We start from the raw sequence: 20,155 nt of genomic DNA on the forward strand, positions 1-20,155 counted from the left end.
AAAAATTTAGCGTTTAATCGCGGTAGATAGTGAGAAATTTAGTTTTATATTAAAAATAATCATATGATGAGATGAAAAACTGTTCCTTTTGTCAGGTGATTATGCCAATTACTGACCCAATGAACTCGTTTGCTAGGTGAGATTTTGACCCTGTTTTAATTATGCTGAGTGAGTAACTACCCATATTTTTTAGTCATAGTTTGTTAAAACTAAAAATGTTCCGAAGCGCGTCTTAAGTGTTTTTTAAAACCTAGCTCAAGTAATACATCTCGTGTGTCATGCACCATGGCGGGATTACCACATAAATAGAAAAACTCGCTAATTTTTAATGCTTAAAGTTGAGCAATTAAAGCTTAAAATTTATGTTTTTCGACATCATTAAGGTTTATTTCGTAGGCGTTCCTGCCAATACCGAAAAACTCTTCGTCAGTAAAGATAATAACCTCTTCATTAAGAAAGGTTATCGCTTCTTTTTGCGTCACAATACCTAAATCAATACGATACCTATCTCCAGAGAAAAAATCATCACCTTGCCAATTCTCAAACAGCCAAATGCGTTGTGAGTCGAGCAGTACCAGTTTTTTCTTACTCGGACTTAAAGCAGCTGACGTTATCCAACAGAGTTTTTCTGCAATAGTGCAGGTTTTAAATTGACTTATTTTTTCTGCATCATGATTAGCCGCGTAAGCGCCAATTTTATATAAGCTAGTTATACCGTTAAAAGGTACGGTACGGTTTTTGGTAAATAAATAAAGGTACTTTTTATAAAAAACGAAAGCTTCGACATCAAATACCATTTCATCGGCTTTAGGTGGAAAACTGGTATGTTCAGGATAATTAAATTTAATAATTTCTGCCTGCGTTGTTTCACCTTTTATATCGATGGGATTTTCAATTTTATATATCGTTAACCATTTACGCAGATTGTCATTATTACCAAAGTCGCCTAAAAAGAAATGACCAAAATCGTCTTGAGTCATATCCTCCCAGTCAATATTTTTAGCGTTAGTAATGGTGATTTCTCTATCAATACCACCTGTTTTATTTAGCTGGTATAACTTTGCCTGGTCGCCACCATCATTAATTGCCCACAGTTTATTGTGTTTATCAAACTCAATACCTGATATTTCGTTTAGTTGAGCATCAATGGTGGCATATTTGTTCTTATATAACTGATAGCTCGTGGTAGCTATGATTATGATAACGGCAATAGCACTTCCGGTAAAAAATCCGGCCAGTGTTTTTTTCATAAATGTAAAACCAATAAAATTTAGCAAGTTAATTAAGCCGAAGCATAGCAGGGAATAAAAAAAATTACTCGTCCATTTGTAGGCAAGGCTTTGAATTGGCAACTCAATATAGTGATGATGTCGATTAATGAAGTGTAATTTTTTATTAATCTAAGGTAAAAAACGGCTAAATTTCATAATAAGTAATATGCTTAAAGTATATCTAAGTTGATATTGTCTTGGAGTATAGATGAAAAAACCACCAATATTCTGCGCTATAGGCATAACCTTTATCTTATTAACTGGCTGCCAGTCAGGTAATACATTACAAAACTATTATCTTGGCGATAGCCAAGCTAGTGAATTTTTAGATGATAAATTTATCGGCTATAAAGATATTTTAATAGAAACTGATACTGAAATATTTGCCTTAAGTACCGAGATGAAAACCATGGCAAAAAGTATTAGTTTAGAGCGTGATGCCCGCAAAAAAGCGACCAAACTACTTCAGCATTTCTTTAGTCCTGAAGACATCAATTTAGCTTATGAGTCTGGTGCCAATGTTATTGCTGCCCAAGCATTTAAAAACCAAGCGGCTAATTGTTTATCATTAACCATTATGGCTTATGCGATAGCCCAAGAGGCGAAGCTAAGCGTTGCATTTCAACGTGTTGACGTGCCTGAATACTGGGTGCGTAATGGTCGTGTTAATATGCTTACTGGTCATATTAATCTCACTGTTTTGGATGAAAAATCTCCTGATAAAAGGGTACTTTTTCAGCGCACAAGTATTGAAATTGATTTCGACCCTTTTGTAAATAAACAGCCCTTTGAAAAACATAAAATAAATAAAAACACCGTGCTGGCAATGTTTTACAATAATAAAGCCGCTACTGCCATGGTTAATGGTGATTATGTTACGGCTTATGCTTATTTAAAAAAAGCCACCAAAGTCGATCCTCTTTTTTCTTCCGCGTGGGGTAACTTAGGTATTTTATATCGTTTTAATGGTTATCAGCAAAGTGCGATTGACACTTACCGATACGCGATAAGTTTAAACCATAATAATTTAACCACGATGGCTAATTTGAGTATGTTATTACATGCCAACGGGTTGTATGAAGAAGCGAAACATCTAGACAGCTATATTATGCGCAAGCGAGCAAATAATCCTTATTATTATGCGTTACTCGGTGATGAAAAGTTTTATCAAGGCGCTTATAAAGAGGCAATGAATCACTATAAAAAGGCGATAAAACTTAATAACAACATTCATGAATTTTATTTTGGTTTAGCAAAAGTTTACTATATGTTGGATGAGGTAGGAAAGGCGAAAAGCTACATCAAAAAAGCCATGGCAAAAAATCATCTCGCTCAACTCGATAAGCAATACTTAGTGAAGTTAACTATTTTAAATCAAAAAGAGTAAATCTTGATATTAAAATAATAACCTGTGCTTTACTTTACATATAACTTTGGCTTTATTGTTATCAAGGTATTTTTAGTTTGTGATTTACTAGGCTTATTTGGATTAGTTGATATTGAAATATAGTAGCCAGTTTACAGTATCTTGCTTACCACCTTTACGTTTGTTTTTTATCATGCAGGTAGCTGAATAAGCACCCTTGTTTTTATTATCGCCTTTGCTGTTATCTTTCTGAAAATCAGCTTTGTGGCTCAAAATATATAAATAAGTCGACTGGGCTACTCTGGCTAGTAAAAAACACGTTATAATGCCCCTCAACAAAAAATTAATTTAATGAGGTTAGCTCATCAATGGAAAAGCGATTTATAACAGCACAAGAGTTGCTTGAAGATTCATTTCGTGTTGCTGCGAAAGTTTTTGAAGACGGTTTCAGACCACAATTTATTGTTGGAATTTGGCGTGGTGGTGCACCTATTGGCATTGCAGTACAAGAATATTTTGACTTTAAAAAAGTAGAAACTGACCATATAGCGGTTCGCACGTCTTCTTATTACGGTATAAACCAACAAAGCAAAGAAATTAAAGTGCACGGTTTACATTATATTATTGAAAATGCCAATGCCGATGACGGGCTGTTAATTGTTGATGATGTTTTCGATTCTGGTCGAAGTATTGAAGCGTTAATAGCTCAAATGAAAAAGTTAACCCGCAATAATATGCCAAAAGATATCAGAATCGCATGCCCTTGGTATAAACCCACAAATTCCAAAGTGGATTTAGTGCCTGATTATTATGTTCATGAATCAACAGAATGGTTAGTTTTTCCACATGAATTATCAGGTTTAACACCTGACGAAATAGCCCATGGTAAAAAAGATTTGGTCAATATTTTAGACTTATTCGAATAGCCGTTATTTTATCAGTTAAAGCAACTAACATACGGCCTTAACCTGTGTTGGTTGTTATATCAAGGAAATAGGCAGAGTGAAATTTTCAGTCGTCTAGCGTAAAGACCAAAAGCTTAAGCTACTCGCTTGTAAAAAAATTATTATTACCTTATCTTACACAGTCTAAAATTAAAGCGAACTTAATCTGGTTGTGTCGAATGAATCTAAAAGCATTAATACTTTTGGGCTGTTTTTTTTCCTCTGTGAGTTTGGCTAAAACGCCGCTCGTACTATTATCTATCGATGGCTTTGCTCAAGGTTATATAGCACAATACCAACCTAAAACGTTAATGTCGCTCATGCAGCAGGGCACCAGTGCCAAAGCTTTGTTACCGGTTTATCCTAGTAAAACCTTTCCAAATCACTTAAGTATTATCACCGGTCGTTATCCAATAAATCATGGCATTGTGCATAATAGCTTTTATCATCGAGATATTGATAAAGACTATAAATTTGGTGATGGAAAAAACGATGCCCGCTGGTTAACTGCCAAGCCACTTTGGCATATCAATGAAATGCAGGGCAATAAATCGGCGGTTTATTTCTGGCCAGAATCTGAGACAGCCATAGATAATAAAACGGCTAGTTATTATTATCCTTATAAGCATTCCACCCCGAATAAAACAAGGCTTGAGCAAATACTGGCATGGTTACGCTTACCTGAATCCGAACGACCAAATTTTATCGCGGGTTATTTTGCCAGTGTTGATGATGCCGGTCATGAATTTGGTGAAAACTCTCCACAACTTATTGATGCTATAAGCAAACTTGATGCTTTACTTGGAGATTTTGTCCAACAAATTAATCAGGAATTTAAGGGTAAGGTTAATTTAGTGATTGTTTCAGATCATGGCATGACTAAAATTAATAAACACCATGTTATAAAATGGCAGGAAAATATTATCGAGGGTGTAAAAGCCATTAATGGCGCCACACAATTATATTTGTATAGCGATAACGAGATTAAATTACAGCAAAGTGTTCAGTTATTTAATCATGCCCAAGCCAATGCTCAAACCGAGAACAAACAAGCCCAATACCGTGTATATGAATACCTTAACTTTCCAGCCCATTGGCATTTAAACCGAAAAACAGCGGTAGTACCTAATGTTATTATTGAAGCCTTACCATCTTATGTTTTTAGTCAAGGTAAGGCGAATATCAAAGCAGAAACACATGGTTACGATCCAAAGTCATCTCAAGACCTTGAGGCTATTTTTATCGCAACGGGACCTGCATTTAGTAAAAACAAGCAAACTGCAGCGTTTGAGAACATACATGTATTACCTATTATTACTCGAGCATTAGGGCTAACAGATGTCGATAATATTGACGGTAGCTATCAAGTAGCTGAGCAAATAGTTAAGTAATCGGTTAAATAGCCTTACCAATGATGCAAGCACAGAACTTAGTTAAGCTAGTCAGTTTTACTTTGCTCAGCAAGCCCGGCTCAAGCTAAATAAAAAGGCACAAATGGCGATATTTAAATTTACCGTGGTAAAAGGGCATCAAGTGGCGTCAGGTCGTGCAAATGATCCTAGATTCCCTCGAGGCACTATCGGCGCACAGTTACCATTTTTTCAAGCGCTGGGGTTGGATCTTAACGGATACTATCTCGCAACAATAAATGCTCAATTTAACTGCCATGCCATTGTTATGAATTTTTATGATCACTATTTTAAGCAAGTAAAATGGCATGAAAATATGCCGGCAGAAAACTTCAAGTTTTGTCGATGTCATATTTTAGCCAACTCTACCTCTTATCCTGCGCTAATTTATCAACCGCAACTTGATACTAAAATAGAGCACTTACAGCCAATAAATCAACTTGAATTACTTGCGCCATTCATTGAACACCTTCATTACGGTGATGTAATTAGCTTAGACATTGCAAACGCTAAGGTTACTTTATTTGACGTTTAGCCATAGTCTATTTGCATGCACTTATTACATAGCCGATAAAAATTAAAACTTAGCTATTTTTTAAATAACTTTTCAATAAGATGGAAAATAAGCTATGTTTTATTAACCATCCGTCTTTAAAGAATCTGCCTATGCAAATAAGCTATATTGCTCGTCAAGCCATACTAGACAAAAATAATCAAACGCTTGGTTACGAACTTTTATTTAGAGATAGTCCAGAGAATAAATTCCCCGAAATAGATCAAGATATTGCCAGTTCTAAATTGATCATACAAAATCATTTTCAGAGTGACATTCAATCGGTTAGTTTAGGTAAGTTAGCCTTTATAAATTTTACTGAAAAGTGCCTGATCAATAACTATCCGCTGATGTTCAATAAAGACAGTATTGTCATTGAATTAGTGGGGCATAAGTCAGCCAATGATCGGCTGTTAACAATCGTCAAGTATTATCATGATCAAGGTTATAAAGTCGCTTTAACCGAATATGACCTAGATGAAAAGTGGGATGTGTTGTTTCCCTATCTCGCGATGATAAAAATCGATATAGAAAAAACTAACGCTAAACGTATACGTCCAGTTTTGGATAGAATCAAAGCTTTTGATATTAAGTTAATTGCTGAAAAGGTTGAAACCAATTATCAGTTACAATCGTTGGCGGAAATTGGCTTTAGTTATTACCAAGGATTTTTCTATCATGAGCCCGAAATTATTGCTGGGCAAACGTTAGTACCCATTAAATCGCAAATGCTACATTTGATCAGTGAAACCTTTAATAAGCCCCTAAACTTTAACCGTATAGCGGAAATAATTGGTCACGATGTTAATTTAACGGTTGGGTTACTTAAATTAGTTAACAATGTAGCAACCGGCACACGGGTAGAAATAACTTCGTTAAAACAAGCTGCAGCATACTTAGGTGAAGACAAGCTTAAAGAGTTCGTTACGATTCTTGCGTTATCAAAACTAACAACTAATAAATACAGTGAAGTTTCAAAACAATCTTTGATAACCGCTAAATTAATGGCGAAAATTGCCAATGAAAGTGTATTCATTGCCGTGAGCGACTTTGCCTTTATTACCGGTTTATTAAGTGCAATAGAGGTGATTTTGAGCATGCCAATGAATGAAGTTTTAAAAACCATGCCCTTAGCGAAACCGATTGAAGATGCGCTAGTAAATCACACTGGGTTACTAGGAAAACTGTTAGATTTAACCACAAACTACATTACCGGTAAGGGTGAAAATATTCAGCCATTAGCTGAGTTATATCGACTTGACCCAAACTTTATCCACAAAGAATTCGTTCATGCCAGTAACTGGTGTAAGTCTTTAGATTTATATTAGTGTTGGTACGGTATGATAAAAGAGCGCATTTATCATACGCTCTTTTGCTTTTACACTACTCTTTGGCTAGTTTATCTTGTGTACGTTCTAAAAAGTCGCTGGCATCATGTCGTTCATGTAACTGGCTTGATAGCTCTCCCCAGGTTTTATTGACCATAACACCACGTTTTACTGCAGGTCGCTGATTTATTTCTTCTGCCCAACGCATTAGATGTTTATAAGACGATAAATCTAGAAATTCTGCGGCATCATATAAACGATTTAAAGCAAGTGCACCATACCAAGGCCAAATAGCAATGTCGGCAATGGTATATTCATCACCACATAAGTAATGATTGTTTTTAAGATGCTTGTCGAGTACATCGAGTTGACGTTTTACTTCCATAGAAAATCTATCAATACAATATTCTATTTTATCAGGGGCGTAAGCATAAAAATGGCCAAAGCCACCGCCAAGATAAGGTGCGCTACCCATTTGCCAAAATAGCCAAGACATACATTCAGCACGTTTGTTGTCACTGGGTAAAAAGGCATCAAATTTTTCAGCTAAGTGAAATAAAATAGAACCAGATTCGAATAAGCGAATTGATTGCTCATCACTATTATCTAACAAGGCAGGTATTTTTGAGTTTGGATTAATTTCTACAAAGCCACTACCGAATTGATCTCCTTTGCTAATGTCAATTAGAAAGGCATCGTATTGTGCTTCCTTACCTAAGGCCAGTAACTCCTCAAACATAACGGTGACTTTAACGCCATTGGGCGTTGCAAGGGAATATAACTGAAAAGGGTGCTTACCTTGTTCTAATACTTTATCGTGTGTTGATCCAGAAATAGGGCGGTTAATGCTTGCCCAATTACCACCATTGCTAGTATTCCATTGCCACACTTTGGGTGGGATATATGAATTTTCTTCACTCATGCCTGCTCCAATATTTATAAATTATACGTTTGGTACGTTATGCTTAAAGTTAATAACATACTAGTTTTATTATCAAAATTTTATATAGATTGCGACCAGTGAAATAATAACCAGGCGTAATAGATTTTAGGGTGAAAATTTGATTAATTAAATGCGTTTCAATATATTCGCTATATAAACAAAACCCTAAAAAGCCTATATTAACGAGTAATATAATGTTCAATATTTTCTAATGGGTAAATTTAGCGTGCAGATAAAAATCATCAAAAATATTTTTTTGTTAAGCTTTAGTTATATTTTTTTAGTTGGCTGCACAAATATTGTTGAACATAAAACATCTGTATTTAAAGGTGAAAACCTCATTACGCCTTATTCTGGCTTTTTAGCTGGTTGGCATGTTTCGATTGAAAATAAAGAAAATTACCATACTAGAATGTGGCAACATCCCATTCATGGCTTTAAAGATGCTTACGTTATCAGTGTTACTGCACCAAAAAATAAAAAAATAGCTTACTTTCGCCAAGTTATAGACCAACCTGGTTATGACACCTGTGTAGAGTTTACAACACTAACACTAGAATCTTTGCCTAATGAGCTATATCCAAGCGAGATATGGCAGACAAACTGTAAGAAAAAAAATGGCAGTGAAGCCAAAATATTGCATCTGATGTTACTAGGAAAAGACAGTTTTTATCATGTCCAAAAAATTTGGCAAGACAGCTTTATCAGTAGTGAAATCGAGCAATGGCAAAATCGTTTTAAACAAATTTATCTTTGTGACAGCAGGGCAACTGTCACTGTTTGCCCTGATGTTTATTCTTTATAAGTTGTTTTGATATTTTAGATGAAGCAATTAATCAACTTTTCGGCGTTTGCCACTTTCAGCACGTTTTTTGTTTTCGGTTTGGACATAAACGGTATCCGTGGTTGCCATGCTTGCATGACCAAGATCTTCTGAAAGATCTTTTAGGGCACGACCTCTTTCAATTTCCATACTCGCACCTGTGTGCCTCAACCAGTGGGTAGAAGCTTCTTTAAGTTTTAGGGCTCTGTTTTCACCTTCAACTTGCTTCATGTTTTGATAAGCTAAGTCAAAAACTTCTTGCACAATACGCCTTAAATGACGAGAACTCATGCCTCCTTGCCCCCGAATTTTTTCAACTAAAACGGTATTTTCACCATTAGCAGGGAGTTGAGAAAGTCCGCGAGACAATCGATACCGGCTTAGAAAACTCATAAAGTCGGGTGGTACTGTGGTATCACGAAGCTTACGGCCTTTGCCAAACACTTTAAACCACCAGTTTTCATCTTCATCTTGCCAAAAATGCCCCATAATAGGTGACCAAAATTCACGGTCACTAAGCTCTGATACCCTTAGGAATAGGGTTTTTAATGCGGCAATAACGAATAAGTTTCGTTCATAAGACTGGTTTTCGTCTGCCATATCAGTGGCAGTATCTAGCAAATATTGCCACTGACTATTAGTTAAGCGTTTAACTTCTTTAACTTGTACGTCATTAATGAAATGTTTGCAGTCTTTTTTAGCAATTTGTGCAGGGTTGCCGTAGCAAAGTTCTTCAGCCATTAAATAGTTGTAGAAAACGATAATAGCGGTAAATGAAGAAGTTAATGTTTGTTGAGATGGACGATATTTCTTCTTATCAACATCTTTAATAATTTGACTTTTTGCGGCTTGAATTTTAAATGGTTGCCAATGCTCATTAATGACAAAATAGCCGTTAGTTAATTTGAAGCGTTCTTGGTTACTGGTACCAATCCAGGTTACGGGAGGTTTCCAACAAAAGTCAGCATATTGTAAGATGTCAGTTTTTCTTAATCTGTCTATGGGGGTTTTGTTTATAAAGAAACTCCAGAGCAGAAACTTTTCAATTTCATTGCGAAAACGATCGTAAGTATGGGCAGATTTATTTCGACCTGTGTAGGCTAAAAAATCTTTTCCCCAATGCCAATGTTCTAACCACCATACTTGAGGTCCAGATTCTGTCTCAGACACAGCAATAGACTTAGCGTCTAATGCTGTGTCCAATGCAATATCAGGTGTTAATAAAGTTTTAACGCTTGGATAATCTTCAAAGGTAAATTCACATAACTCAGGGTAAGTTGGAAATAATGGCTCGGGACAAGTTTTCAATGCAGACATTAGCTGGCTCAAAATAATCGATAAATACTGTGTGAAGCCACTATAAATGAACTACCCCACTATGTCCAATATTATAGAGTATCGGACATAGTAGGGTGTATGGAGGGCAGTGCTATTGCCCTGTAATCACCTGTTAATCCAAACACATTATTGGATCGTTCCAGTCAATGCTTGCAAACATCTTCAGCTATATTTAGTGGCCTGCTTTAACATTTTGTGTTTTAAGTAAAACGGGTTTACAAATATAACGCTGGATACAATTTGAATTAGCGTTTTTGTATTCCCAATAATAATTCCCACTATTTCTGTGTGTGCGCTACGTGCATGAAATGTTTTATTGTGAGACTTACCTCGTTACTTTTCACGTAGCGTCACGTTCAATTATGTAATTTGATTCAATTTAAAGCTATTTTTAATCTTTCAATGGTATGGCTCCATTTCGGTGTTATCGGTTTACAAACAGAGTTTTGATTACCAAATAAGCCTATTTCACTAAACGCTGTTTTGATTGATTTCGTGTTATGCCATTTTACCACTACCCAGTATTCAGCACTGTTTCATCTAAAGCTTCAAATGATAAGTCATATATTGCGTCAAAAACCTCTGTATTCGCACTCGCCCAAGCAATAGAAAATAACACCTTTTCATGCTTCTTGGTTACGTTAATTTGTTAGGTTCATTTTCGCATTATTGTACTTAAATTTTCATCACCTTTAGTTAGACCCATTTGTTCATCCATTTTTTATATTACAAAATACCGTAACTAACTATTGTTTAAACCTACTTTCTCGATGAAAAGCCAAGTAATCGTGGTGTTGTTCCTTCTTATCCATGATGAGACTAAAACCGTGAGTCATTTTCACAAGGAATGCCGTCTCTATCACCATCCATTTTTGTGTTTGGACAGTAATTAATAAAGTACACGGCTTCTGCGCGAGATGTCATTTGGCTGCAATGCTGCCTGCCGTCACACGAAAATTGTGAGTCATTATTAGAAAAAGCGCCTTCTAACAATGAATTATTTGGTCTTAAAATATTTGGAGTTTGCTGTGTGGGCTTGTTTGAAGGCGCTAACCCTAATCGTTGAAATGCAAAAGCAGCAATCCCTATGACCACAAGTATTAAGACAAGCTTACTTTTAGGCGCTGAGGTGTTTTTATGAATACGAGGTTTATGTCTTTGTATCGCTTTAGCGGCTACACCTTCAATACGACAGTTAATCGCTTTGGTTTTACCGTTATGTTTTTCTACTTCAAAGTAGATGAAATCACCTACTTTAGGCTTCCTGCTCATGTTTTTTTAATGAAGAGATATGAATAAACGTATCTTGAGTAAGGTCTCTCGATTGAATGAAGCCAAATCCTTTATCATCTTTCCAGCTTTTTAACTGTCCTTTGTGCATCACGGTTCCATTGCAGATGTTGCTTTAATCAGGTATTAATTTACTAATATAATGTCTCATTATAACATACACTTAGGTAGTTTATGTTGAACAAACTATATTTGGAATCATGCTTTTAAACATAAGGCATGCCAGGAAACATCATCTCTACTGAGTTTGTCACCTTAATGTTTATTAGATAATATCAGTGATAAACCATGCTGCTTTGCTTCAGCTATTGCTCTTTTTGCATTAAGTTAAAATGCTGTGCGACCGTCTTCAAAATTTCTATGGCACAACGTGATAACAAGGTAACCATTTTTATTTAATAGATTATTGATAGTTTTAAGGCTTTTGCTTTGTTCGTCTGGTGATAACTGCATCTAAATAGCACTTACAAGGATGATATCGAAAGTTTTCTCTATGATTGTTTTAAGATTTGGTAACGAGTCATCTAACCACTAAGTGCCCTTTCTAAGTTTCATTCACGACATAAGTATTTCGATGTTCAAAGCAGTATTACACAACAGGATGACTCATAGCGTCAAATATGTGTAATTTATCTTAGTATAAAGCGAGTGACATCTTATTTATGCTTATTAATAGCAATGTTAAAACCTAGAGTTTTGTTTTTATAATAACTATCATCCATTTACGCATCCATTTTAATATTTAAGCATTGGTTAGCGAAAAAATTACTTTTTGTACGTGATGTCATTTCACTACAGTATCACTCTTTTACAAGGGGTATATCGATGAGATTTTACTTAAATAACTCATTTCACATGGCTTATAGCTCTTGACAATAGTATGGATATTATAAAAAAGTGCATTTTTAAACCTAAGCCGAAAGGTATGGTAAAAGAGTAGGTGCTCGCTGAACCACCGCACTTAACCAAAAAAGTCATGGCTAACTAACCAGCGTTATATTTTTTCGTTGTTCAGTGATAGTTCGCGTGAACTGCTGTTGCAACAAACTCAGTAGAGATGCGTGTTGAACTCCCCCCTTTCTTTCGGCTTAGGTTTAAATTCGAGTTACCTTGATTACATTTACTGATTTAAAACTATAAAATGCGTGTTGTGTGTTGATTCTATTTGTTTTTATGGCTAGTTGGCCACGGTACTTGTGCAGCGTTACGTTTAAAATATATTATTTTGTACTAACCCTTATAGTCACAATGAGTTATATGCTCATTATAATCCTTGCTCTTTAATAACCAGAGTAAGTTGTGAAGTACTCATGAGTTATTCCTCATGATATAAGTAAACCGGCACTGATCTCAGAATAGGTTTTTCTCCAATCACTACTTTAAACGAGCTACGGGTATTTTTATTTTCTTTAATTTTATAGCGAACCTCAACATCTACATCTTTCACATCACCCTCACACAATAAATAAATAGGAGATGAAATTTTTTGTGTCAAAATACTTTTTTCTGATTCACTGCCATCTTTATGCTTTATTATTACCGGCTCTTTTAGTTTAAAGTTTCCGTCCATCGAGCTGTAATGTTTGTCGTAATATAAGGCGAAGGTTTTAAGATGTTTATATTTTTCCAAAGTCTCTCGGTCATATTTAGCTTGCTCTGAGGTGAATTGAGATAACAAGGCTTTAACATCTTCATATGTTTTGCGATAGTTTGGCCGTTGCCAAGTGCCACTGTATGAAATACGGCTATATTGCTGTTTATGCACATTTAAACGACGTTTAACTTGTTTAATATTGGCTCTAGGTCTGCCAATAGCGCGCAATAATTCTTTATTCATCGGTGTCCAATTGCCGTCAACTTTTGTTCTAGCGTCAACAGTTGAAGCTAGTAACTCACCAATAAGATGTTTTGTCTCATTAATATCAATAATGGTTTCTTCACATTCTGTTGGCAATGCAATAACCGCATGAAAAGTTTCCGTACTACCTGGTAACGCAAAAGAACTGGGTGCATCGTTATACTCTAAAGCGAGCACTTTTTGTAAGGCGGTCACTATTTTATATTGCTCTGAAAACCCCTGCTCTTTTTCGTTGAACCTTTGTTCTTCTATAAATAATAGTCGGCCATTAAATTTGCAGTAATTTACAAAGGTTTTTTGTGCTAAGTCTAAAGTAGCAAAATAGCTTTTAAGGGTTTGACCTATTTCATCATAACGTTGTTCAAAGCTGATTTTTTGTTTTGTCATGGTAACTTGAGATTAGCTAAGGAGGGTTAAAATGATTCTACCAAGATAAACTGTATAAATAAACAGTGTACGGTTAAAAGTTAACACTGGCTAAGATAATAAATTAATATGACGTCTGCAGAGGCAAAAAATAGTCTAACTAGTCTTAAAAATTATACTGCAATAGCTAAGAATAAAAACTCGCTCTTGATTAGAAAAGCATACAACCGCCAGTCAACTAATCTGACTCACAAGTTAAAATTAATTCCGCTGATAATTCATAAAAACATCAAAATGTTAAGTGGCTTATTGTTTTGTGCACAGCTGACACTCACTTTAAAACAGGTTAGTTATATACCAAAGCTGCTGAATGGCAGGTGTCTAGGTAGATATAACTGTCGAGTATAAACTTAGCATCTGTGTTCGTAGTTCATAGCTCAGTATTATTTACCGTAACAAATACTGAGCTATGCAATGTCACCTGCACTATTTTTTCAACCATAATTCAATATCTTGACGATGGGGAATAGAGCCACTGTGCACGTTTATTTCATCAATAATTATGGCCGGTGTACTCATTACGCCATAGGCCATAATTATTTCGGGATCAGTCACTTTATTTATTTGGATATCAATATTAAGTTCACTGGCTATTTTTGAAATTATTTCTACTGTTTTTATACACTTAGCACAACCCGTACCTAGTACTTTTATTTCTTTCATTAGCGTTTCCTATTTAATGTAAAACTAAAATAAAGCGTTAAAATTCAAGGCTTAAATAAATGGTGTTAGAAAATTAAAAATCCAACCAATTAATGTAAATGCGATAAGTAATAGCATAAAAAGCACCGCCAATAAGCGCCACTGCATCACTTGCTTTAATAAAATAAACTCGGGAAAACTTGCAGCAACAGTGCTCATACAAAAGGCGAGTGTTGTACCAATAGGCAACCCTTGCTTAATTAAACCTTCCATAACAGGAATAACGCCAGTGGCATTAGAATATAATGGTATGCCAAGTAATACCGCAGCGGGAACCGACCACCACTGACCATCACCTAAATGTGCTTGAATCCAACCGTCAGGCACAAAACCATGTAAAGCAGACCCTAAGCCCACACCTATGATGACCCATTTCCATACCCGAGAAAATATTTCTAACATTTCTTGTTTAGCAAAAGTATGTCTTTCTTTAAAGGATAAAGCTGCTGGTCGTTTGGCTTTCTCTGTAGAAGCGTTTTTGCCTTGTGCTAAAGCTTTTGCAGCAAAAGATTGCAACCAACGTTCCGCTTTGATGGCATCAAGAAAAACGCCGCCTAAAATACCTACCGACATACCCACAACAACGTAAAGCACCGTAAACTTCCAGCCTAATAAACTCAGTAACAATAATACGGCTACTTCATTAATCAGCGGTGATGTAATGAGGAATGACATGGTTATGCCCACAGGAATACCCGCAGAAGTAAAACCTAAAAATACGGGAATGCTTGAACAAGAGCAAAAGGGTGTTATTGCGCCAAAACTTGAGCCTAATAAATAACCGACACCTTTATGTTTACCGGCTAAGTAATCACGAACACGCTCTACATTCATTGACGCTCTTAACAAGGCAATAGCGTAAATCATCACAAGCAACAAAAAAAATATCTTAGTGGTATCTTCAATGAAGAAATGTAATGCGTCGCCTAATTTTGTTGCTTTTGACAGACCGAATATATCAACAACTAACCACGAGGCTAGATCTGTAAATACTTGAAACATAAACGTTCCCTATTGGTTTACCTATAACTAAAAACTAAAACAGGTAGTAAAGTTTATTCTATAAAGATAGATATAAAGTGCTAAAACTAAAACATCTGGTAGCAATAAATTTATAAAGCACAAAAAAGTTAATGCCCTGCTAAGAAAAAATGATGAAATAATAACTTAGGGCCTTTAAACAAATGATGGCCTCAAAAAATCGCCATTAACAATAGAGCCATGACAAAGCAAAATCGACCACAATATTTTTTAAATATACTCTTTCTACTTCATGTAGTTACCTTGATAAAAACAAGATAACAAGTTAACTTAATGTCGATATTTCTTCTTGCAGTTTAAAACGTACAAGTTCTGCTAAAGTTCTTACCTCAAGCTTTTTCATGACTTGTGAGCGGTGTACTTCAACTGTCCTTTCACTTATTCCAAGGTCATGAGCAATAACTTTGTTCATTTCACCTTTTGCCACACGCTCAAAAATTTGCCGTTCGCGTTCAGAAAGTAAGGCCAGTTTGCTTAGTGTAATGCTACGATCATGTTGTTGCTTACTCCTACTAGCATCAATCAAAAGGGCTTGATTAATTCTGTCGAGTAGGTCTTGCTCTCTGAAGGGTTTGCGGATAAAGTCGAGCGCGCCTTGGCGCATAGCCTCAACCGCCATAGGAATATCGCCATGACCGGTAATAAAAATGATGGGTAGCGAAGCGCCACAATTGTTCAATTGTTTTTGTAAGTCTAAACCGGTCATACGCGGCATGCGAATATCTAGAATAAGACAACCGCGCATTGTTTTGTCGTAGTCATCTAAAAAATCAGCCGCATTACTGTATGATTTAACTAATTGCCCTGTAGTTTCTAACAACAGACTTAAGCCTTCTCGAATCCCTTCATCGTCGTCAACAACATACACTATTTGTGCTATTTGCATATTAGCTGTCTCGCTTAGTGGTAGGCAAAGTGAAATAAAAGGTCGCACCACCATTTTTATTATTAAAAAATTTAATCAATCCGTTATGTGCCTCTATAATCGCTCGGCTGATCACTAACCCCATGCCTATGCCCGTTTCTTTGGTGGTTGAAAAGGCTTTAAATAAACTGTTTCCAGCTTGCTCTGATATGCCATCGCCGCTGTCAACAACCCCAATTTCTAATTCATTACGGTTATTCATCTTAGCTTTTAAGAAAATTTCATTACCATTACTACAATTAACTGCACTCATGGCCTGCATGCCATTGCGCAGCAAGTTTAATATAACTTGTTGAATTTGCAATACATCGATCTTAACCATAGGCAGTTTTCTTGCAATAACTAGCTCTATTTTAATATCATAAAAGCGAGCTTCAGCTTGGGCAAGTTGAGCAACCTCAGTGATTAAATCATAGCAGCCTACCAATTTTTTCACCCGATTATGTGGCTTAGCCATCGACTGTATACGCTCAATAATTACACCAGCACGCTGCGCATGTTGACTTAATTTGTCAAACACCTCGGGTACACGTTCGTATTGACCACAAGCTAGCAAGCGTTTTCCTGCTTGCGCAAATAAAGAGATTGCCGCAAGTGGCTGATTAATTTCGTGAGCAATGCCAGACGCCATTTCTCCCAGCGCATTTAAGCGAGCCACATGCGCCAATTTTTCTGTCTGCAAACGAGCGCTATCTTCAGCAATGCGTTGTTGATAAATGTCACTCGAAACCCCCTCAATACGCAGATCATTTGCATCCATAATAAAGCGATAAGTCGTTCCCGGTAATTGTTGAAACAAGCTGGTTAAATACTTGGCTTTGTTTTTTAATTGCTGAGTTCTAATTCTATTCATCAATGCTTGATAGACCAACAGCCCAGACAATACACTCAGTAATAAGCTAACCGTTAAATGACTATTGAATTGACTACCTTGGGCAAAGTTTAACGTAAAAAGAGAATACCCTTCCCCGCTGCCATTCAGCCAAGTGGCATATTGAATGGCCATTACACCCAGCCCAGTTAATAAAGCCAGCCACAAAGCAACCGTCTGCGATAAATTTTGCAGAAAAACAGATGCTTGTATAAGGCGTGGCTCAGTCTTCATAAGGCTCTGAATGAACTTGAAAATGAAATCAGTATATTGAATTTTAAACCCTAAGCCAATTGTGGTTATCCACATAAGCGTGTGGCAATCACCAATTGTTAAGGGAAGTTATTCGCTGATAAATTATGGGTACTTATTAAATTATTGAGCATGTTTGAGTAAACGGCTTAGTGCATGTTCTACAAACACCATTAATTCAATTGGGCTAAACAAGCCAACATAAGCTAATACAAGCTAATAAAAGGCCATTTGCCTCAATAAGCAGCAGTAATTGCCGGTGACTACATATTTAAGGAATGTAAGATGAAAAAAGAAAATTCGCAATATGATGCTATGGATAAAACGCTACATGCCGCTATGTCTAAATTGACATCAGGGTTATCACCAAGCGCACTAATGGCCGCCTATGCTGATTGGGCTGTGCACTTAGCTTTATCACCAGGTAAACAAGCTCACCTTATGGAAAAAGCGACTAGAAAGTCTACTCGACTCGCAGGCTATCTTAGCGAGTGCACAACACAGAAAGGTCAAAATCAGCCTTGCATAGAACCTTTACCCTTCGATAAACGCTTTAGCGACCCAACTTGGAAAAAGTGGCCATTTAATCTTTTATCCCAGTCGTTTTTACTCAACCAGCAGTGGTGGTCAAATGCAACAACCGATGTGAACGGTGTCACTCAACAGCATGAGAATGTGGTTGAGTTTGCCACTCGGCAAATGTTGGATATATTTTCACCCTCAAATTACTTGCTGACCAACCCGCAATTACTGGAACAAACTAAACAAGAAGGTGGTCAAAATTTAGTCCGGGGTATGCAAAACCTGATGGACGACATGCAACGCAATATGGGTAATAAAAAACCTGTGGGTACGGAGGGATATGCGGTTGGCAAAAATCTTGCTGTTACGCCTGGAAAGGTGGTTTATCGCAACCACTTAATTGAATTAATTCAATATGAACCTGTAACAGAGCAGGTTCGTCCAGAGCCTATTCTAATCGTGCCGGCATGGATTATGAAATACTACATTCTTGATTTATCAGCTCAAAACTCGCTAGTTAAATACTTAACCGAGCAAGGGTTTACCGTGTTTATGGTCTCATGGAAAAACCCAGACCAAGACGACCGTGATTTAGGCATGGCTGATTACCGCAAGTATGGCGTTATGGATGCCATCGACACCATAGGTAAAATTACCGGTAAAGCGAAAATCCATGGTATTGGTTATTGCTTAGGCGGTACATTACTCTCAATAGCCGCGGCTGCTATGTCTAGAGACGGTGACGATAGAATTCAATCACTTTCATTATTAGCCACTCAAGTCGATTTTTCAGAAGCCGGTGAATTAATGTTATTTATTAATGAAAGCCAGGTTAGCTTTTTAGAAGACATGATGTGGGAACAAGGCTATTTAGACGCGAAGCAAATGTCGGGCGCTTTTCAATTACTGCGCTCAAATGACTTGATTTGGTCGCGCATGGTACATGATTATTTAATGGGTAACCGCACGCCGGTTAACGACTTAATGGCATGGAATTCCGACACCACTCGTATGCCGTATAAAATGCATTCACATTACTTACGTAAGCTATTTTTAGATAATGACCTGACTGAAGGTCGCTATCTTGTAGACGATAAACCCATTTCTATTTCTGATATCCGCGCTCCTGCATTTGTTGTTGGCACGCAAAAAGACCATGTGGCCCCTTGGCAGTCAGTTTATAAATTTCATTTATTGAGTGATACTGACGTTACCTTTTTGTTAACCAGCGGTGGTCATAATGCCGGCATAGTGAGCGAACCTGGGCATCCACGCAGAAGTTACCAAATAGCCACCACTAAAAAAGAGGCTAAATATACTGACCCAAACAGCTGGGAAGCTAAGCAAGCACATCATGAAGGATCATGGTGGCCAGAGTTAACAAAGTGGCTGCATAACCATTCCAGTAAATTAACTGCCCCGCCTACCATGGGCGCGCCCAACAAAAAACTTAGTGTACTTTGTGATGCCCCTGGCACTTATATATTTCAAAACTAAAAGCTTGAGGAAAAGCAAGATGAAGATACTCGAAGGAAAACGAGGGTTAGTGGTAGGTATTGCCAATGAGCAATCTATCGCAGCGGGCTGTGCTAAGGCATTTTCACTAGCCGGTGCAAAACTTGCTATCACCTATATTAATGAAAAAAGTAAGGCCTATGTTGAACCCGTGGCAACTGAGGTTAACGCCGAAATATTGTTACCACTGGATGTACAAGATGACAGTCAACTTGATGCTGTTTTTCAGCGTATCGCTACAACGTGGGGCGAGTTAGATTTTATTTTACACTCAATTGCCTATTGTCCAAAAGACGACTTACATGGACGGGTCACTGATTGTTCTCGAATAGGCTTTTCTCAAGCAATGGATATTTCTTGCCATTCGTTTATCCGTATGGCCCGTAAAGCAGAACCTTTAATGAAAAATGGCGGCTGCCTACTCACGGTTAGTTACTATGGCGCAGAAAAAGTGGTCGAACATTATAATATTATGGGACCAGTAAAAGCAGCGTTGGAATCGTCGGTACGTTATTTAGCCGCCGAACTTGGTCCAGCAGGTATTCGAGTTAATGCGCTTTCTCCGGGCCCATTACAAACACGCGCAGCCTCTGGCATCGCTTTTTTTGATGAGCTGATCAATGACGCAAGAGCGCGAGCACCTAAGCGCCAACTAGTCACTATCGAAGACGTAGGCAACATAGCCACCGGGCTTGTCAGTGACGCGGCTAAAAGTGTTACCGGCAATATTACCTTTGTTGATGCCGGTTATCACGTGTTGGCTTAAACGAGGAAATGT

16 protein-coding genes and 2 pseudogenes are annotated in these 20,155 nt (G+C 37.0%); 8 read left to right on the plus strand and 10 right to left on the minus strand.

The genetic code is table 11. The annotated features are described in order from the left end of the window. Nucleotides 1-353 precede the first annotated feature (353 nt). Complete coding sequence (locus H4J61_RS03150) at nucleotides 354-1,250, minus strand: hypothetical protein (RefSeq protein WP_182183605.1); 897 nt, start codon at nucleotides 1,248-1,250, stop codon at nucleotides 354-356. Between the two features lie 229 nt (nucleotides 1,251-1,479). On the opposite strand from H4J61_RS03150, the gene H4J61_RS03155 reads away from it, so the two are divergent. The 5 genes from H4J61_RS03155 (at nucleotide 1,480) to H4J61_RS03175 (ending at nucleotide 6,871) form a co-directional block, all read left to right on the plus strand. After that, entirely contained in the window at nucleotides 1,480-2,658 is a 1,179-nt protein-coding gene (locus H4J61_RS03155; protein WP_182183606.1) for a tetratricopeptide repeat protein, read from the plus strand. 347 nt (nucleotides 2,659-3,005) lie between these two features. Further along, nucleotides 3,006-3,563, plus strand: a complete 558-nt coding sequence (locus H4J61_RS03160) for a phosphoribosyltransferase (protein ID WP_182137977.1) — start codon at nucleotides 3,006-3,008, stop codon at nucleotides 3,561-3,563. 197 nt (nucleotides 3,564-3,760) lie between these two features. After that, the gene (locus H4J61_RS03165) at nucleotides 3,761-4,972 is read left to right on the plus strand and encodes an ectonucleotide pyrophosphatase/phosphodiesterase (protein WP_182183608.1); all 1,212 of its coding nucleotides are present in this window, start codon (nucleotides 3,761-3,763) and stop codon (nucleotides 4,970-4,972) included. 103 nt (nucleotides 4,973-5,075) lie between these two features. Continuing rightward, nucleotides 5,076-5,525 (plus strand): hypothetical protein, encoded by a 450-nt coding sequence (locus tag H4J61_RS03170; protein WP_182183611.1) that lies wholly within the window; start codon nucleotides 5,076-5,078, stop codon nucleotides 5,523-5,525. A 131-nt stretch (nucleotides 5,526-5,656) separates the two neighbouring features. Continuing rightward, nucleotides 5,657-6,871, plus strand: coding sequence for an EAL and HDOD domain-containing protein (locus H4J61_RS03175; RefSeq protein WP_182183613.1), 1,215 nt, complete (start codon nucleotides 5,657-5,659; stop codon nucleotides 6,869-6,871). A 55-nt stretch (nucleotides 6,872-6,926) separates the two neighbouring features. Here H4J61_RS03175 and yghU read toward each other — a convergent pair whose 3' ends face one another. Continuing rightward, entirely contained in the window at nucleotides 6,927-7,793 is an 867-nt protein-coding gene (gene yghU, locus H4J61_RS03180) for a glutathione-dependent disulfide-bond oxidoreductase (protein ID WP_182183615.1), read from the minus strand. Nucleotides 7,794-8,040: 247 nt separating this feature from the next. On the opposite strand from yghU, the gene H4J61_RS03185 reads away from it, so the two are divergent. Continuing rightward, complete coding sequence (locus H4J61_RS03185) at nucleotides 8,041-8,619, plus strand: hypothetical protein (RefSeq protein WP_182183618.1); 579 nt, start codon at nucleotides 8,041-8,043, stop codon at nucleotides 8,617-8,619. Nucleotides 8,620-8,646: 27 nt separating this feature from the next. Here the strand turns inward: H4J61_RS03185 and H4J61_RS03190 are convergent, their stop codons facing one another. From H4J61_RS03190 to H4J61_RS03220, 8 genes and pseudogenes are all read right to left on the minus strand, one after another. Continuing rightward, entirely contained in the window at nucleotides 8,647-9,954 is a 1,308-nt protein-coding gene (locus tag H4J61_RS03190) for a site-specific integrase (RefSeq protein ID WP_182183620.1), read from the minus strand. A gap of 840 nt (nucleotides 9,955-10,794) precedes the next feature. Then, nucleotides 10,795-10,932: pseudogene (locus tag H4J61_RS18130) on the minus strand (excalibur calcium-binding domain-containing protein); the annotation flags it as partial. A gap of 212 nt (nucleotides 10,933-11,144) precedes the next feature. Beyond that, nucleotides 11,145-11,356: pseudogene (locus H4J61_RS18135) on the minus strand (cold shock domain-containing protein); the annotation flags it as partial. Between the two features lie 1,224 nt (nucleotides 11,357-12,580). Then, on the minus strand, nucleotides 12,581-13,510 hold the full coding sequence (locus H4J61_RS03200; protein ID WP_182183622.1) for a hypothetical protein: 930 nt from the start codon (nucleotides 13,508-13,510) through the stop codon (nucleotides 12,581-12,583). Between the two features lie 465 nt (nucleotides 13,511-13,975). Continuing rightward, entirely contained in the window at nucleotides 13,976-14,212 is a 237-nt protein-coding gene (locus tag H4J61_RS03205; RefSeq protein WP_182183624.1) for a thioredoxin family protein, read from the minus strand. Nucleotides 14,213-14,263: 51 nt separating this feature from the next. Continuing rightward, nucleotides 14,264-15,253, minus strand: a complete 990-nt coding sequence (locus tag H4J61_RS03210; protein WP_182137968.1) for a permease — start codon at nucleotides 15,251-15,253, stop codon at nucleotides 14,264-14,266. A gap of 304 nt (nucleotides 15,254-15,557) precedes the next feature. Further along, a complete protein-coding gene (locus tag H4J61_RS03215; RefSeq protein WP_182183626.1) occupies nucleotides 15,558-16,178 on the minus strand; it encodes a response regulator transcription factor in 621 nt (206 codons plus the stop codon). Nucleotide 16,179: 1 nt separating this feature from the next. Further along, entirely contained in the window at nucleotides 16,180-17,322 is a 1,143-nt protein-coding gene (locus H4J61_RS03220; protein ID WP_182183629.1) for a sensor histidine kinase, read from the minus strand. 303 nt (nucleotides 17,323-17,625) lie between these two features. Here H4J61_RS03220 and H4J61_RS03225 point away from each other — a divergent pair, with 303 nt between their 5' ends. Both H4J61_RS03225 and fabI read left to right on the plus strand, forming a co-directional pair. Continuing rightward, on the plus strand, nucleotides 17,626-19,359 hold the full coding sequence (locus tag H4J61_RS03225) for an alpha/beta hydrolase (RefSeq protein ID WP_182183631.1): 1,734 nt from the start codon (nucleotides 17,626-17,628) through the stop codon (nucleotides 19,357-19,359). A gap of 19 nt (nucleotides 19,360-19,378) precedes the next feature. Then, nucleotides 19,379-20,143, plus strand: coding sequence for an enoyl-ACP reductase FabI (gene fabI / locus H4J61_RS03230; RefSeq protein ID WP_220461173.1), 765 nt, complete (start codon nucleotides 19,379-19,381; stop codon nucleotides 20,141-20,143). Nucleotides 20,144-20,155: the final 12 nt, after the last annotated feature.

The organism is Colwellia sp. MB3u-4 (assembly GCF_014077065.1).
Taxonomy (GTDB): Bacteria; Pseudomonadota; Gammaproteobacteria; order Enterobacterales; family Alteromonadaceae; genus Cognaticolwellia.

Excerpts from the sequence above, each read along its gene's own strand:
- H4J61_RS03150 (WP_182183605.1), bottom strand. The coding sequence starts at position 1,250 with ATGAAAAAAACACTGGCCGGATTTTTTACCGGAAGTGCTATTGCCGTT.
- H4J61_RS03155 (WP_182183606.1), top strand. The coding sequence starts at position 1,480 with ATGAAAAAACCACCAATATTCTGCGCTATAGGCATAACCTTTATCTTA.
- H4J61_RS03160 (WP_182137977.1), top strand. The coding sequence starts at position 3,006 with ATGGAAAAGCGATTTATAACAGCACAAGAGTTGCTTGAAGATTCATTT.
- H4J61_RS03165 (WP_182183608.1), top strand. The coding sequence starts at position 3,761 with ATGAATCTAAAAGCATTAATACTTTTGGGCTGTTTTTTTTCCTCTGTG.
- H4J61_RS03170 (WP_182183611.1), top strand. The coding sequence starts at position 5,076 with ATGGCGATATTTAAATTTACCGTGGTAAAAGGGCATCAAGTGGCGTCA.
- H4J61_RS03175 (WP_182183613.1), top strand. The coding sequence starts at position 5,657 with ATGCAAATAAGCTATATTGCTCGTCAAGCCATACTAGACAAAAATAAT.
- yghU (WP_182183615.1), bottom strand. The coding sequence starts at position 7,793 with ATGAGTGAAGAAAATTCATATATCCCACCCAAAGTGTGGCAATGGAAT.
- H4J61_RS03190 (WP_182183620.1), bottom strand. The coding sequence starts at position 9,954 with ATGTCTGCATTGAAAACTTGTCCCGAGCCATTATTTCCAACTTACCCT.
- H4J61_RS03200 (WP_182183622.1), bottom strand. The coding sequence starts at position 13,510 with ATGACAAAACAAAAAATCAGCTTTGAACAACGTTATGATGAAATAGGT.
- H4J61_RS03205 (WP_182183624.1), bottom strand. The coding sequence starts at position 14,212 with ATGAAAGAAATAAAAGTACTAGGTACGGGTTGTGCTAAGTGTATAAAA.
- H4J61_RS03210 (WP_182137968.1), bottom strand. The coding sequence starts at position 15,253 with ATGTTTCAAGTATTTACAGATCTAGCCTCGTGGTTAGTTGTTGATATA.
- H4J61_RS03215 (WP_182183626.1), bottom strand. The coding sequence starts at position 16,178 with ATGCAAATAGCACAAATAGTGTATGTTGTTGACGACGATGAAGGGATT.
- H4J61_RS03220 (WP_182183629.1), bottom strand. The coding sequence starts at position 17,322 with ATGAAGACTGAGCCACGCCTTATACAAGCATCTGTTTTTCTGCAAAAT.
- H4J61_RS03225 (WP_182183631.1), top strand. The coding sequence starts at position 17,626 with ATGAAAAAAGAAAATTCGCAATATGATGCTATGGATAAAACGCTACAT.
- fabI (WP_220461173.1), top strand. The coding sequence starts at position 19,379 with ATGAAGATACTCGAAGGAAAACGAGGGTTAGTGGTAGGTATTGCCAAT.